Origin of the sequence: Kitasatospora sp. NPDC007106, assembly GCF_040634455.1 — a bacterium.
Lineage (GTDB): Bacteria > Actinomycetota > Actinomycetes > Streptomycetales > Streptomycetaceae > Kitasatospora > Kitasatospora arboriphila.
Genome location: NZ_JBEYFP010001297.1, coordinates 1 through 1,281, shown reverse-complemented (window position 1 = coordinate 1,281; position 1,281 = coordinate 1). Strand labels below are relative to the sequence as shown.

The following is a 1,281-nucleotide window of genomic DNA, read 5'->3' as shown; positions in this document are numbered from 1 at the left end:
CACCGCGGCCGGCGCCCTGCGCGCCGCCCTCGCCAACGCCCAGGCCGAGACCGCGGAGATCCGCACCGACCTGGAGCAGGCCCGCGCCGACCGGCATGCGGCACGCGCCGAACTCACCGCCCTGCACGAGGCGCACAGCGCTGCCGTCCGGGAACGCACCGAACTGGCCGCCCTCCGCGACCAGGTGCTGCCCCGGGTGGTCGAGAGGCTGCGCGCCGGCGCCTCGGTCGACACCGCCCTCGCCGGCCACGACCTGCCCGTCCACCACGCCCTGCTGCGCACCGTCGCCGAGGCCGTCGGCCGCGGCGAGCGCCAGCGCGCCGCCGCCCTCGCCGTCTGCGCCACCGCCGCCGGCCGCGTCCAGGCGCTGGCCACGAGCATGCACGCGGAACTGCGCGACATGCAGCACCGGCACGGCGAGGACGTCCTCGGCGACCTGCTCGTCCTCGACCACTCCACCGCCCAGGTCGGGCGGATGGCCGACTCCATCGCGGTGCTCACCGGCGCCCGCTCCGGCCGCCGCTGGACGAAGCCGATCGGCGTCGAGTCGATCCTGCGCGGCGCCCTCGGCCGGATCGGCGCCTACCAGCGGGTCCGGCTGCACAACGCCTCCACCGCCGCCGTCGCCGGGTTCGCCGCCGAGGGCGTGATGCACGTCCTCGCCGAACTCCTCGACAACGCCGCCAACTTCTCCGCCCCGCCGGCCGAGGTGCACGTCTACGTCGAGGAGGCGCACTCCGGCCTCGTCGTCACCGTCGAGGACGGCGGCCTCGGCCTCAGCGACAGCTGGCTGCGCCGCGCCGAACAGGCCGTCTCCGCCCAGCCGCTGGACCTCAGCGCGCTCTCCGCCGGCACCCGGCTCGGCCTCGCCGTGGTCGGCTCGCTGGCCCGCAAGCACGGCCTGTCGATCTCCTTCCGGCCGTCCGCCCGCGGCGGCACCGGCGTCGTGGTGCTGATCCCCGAACAGCTGATCAGCCACCCCGCGCCCGCCCTCGCCCGGGCCCTGGAGGCCGAGCGCCGCGCCGCGGCCGCCGCACCGGCCCCGGCCGTACCCGTCCCCGCGGTACCGCGCCCGGCCCGCGCCGTCCTGGAGCCCGCCCGCCCGGCCGGCCCGGACACCACCGGCGCCACCGAGGGCGCCGACACCACCGAGCGCACCGACACCACCGAGCGCACCGACGGCCCGGACACCACCGACAGCGACGCCGGCAACGGGGCCGGCACCGACACCCCGCCCGCCGCCCGGGCCCTGCCGCAGCGCCGCCGCGGCCAGACCCTGGC

1 protein-coding gene is annotated in these 1,281 nt (G+C 78.6%); it reads left to right on the top strand.

The annotated features are described in order from the left end of the window. Positions 1-1,281 (top strand): ATP-binding protein (locus ABZ641_RS37980; RefSeq protein WP_359989189.1); only part of this gene is annotated, 1,281 nt, incomplete at both ends.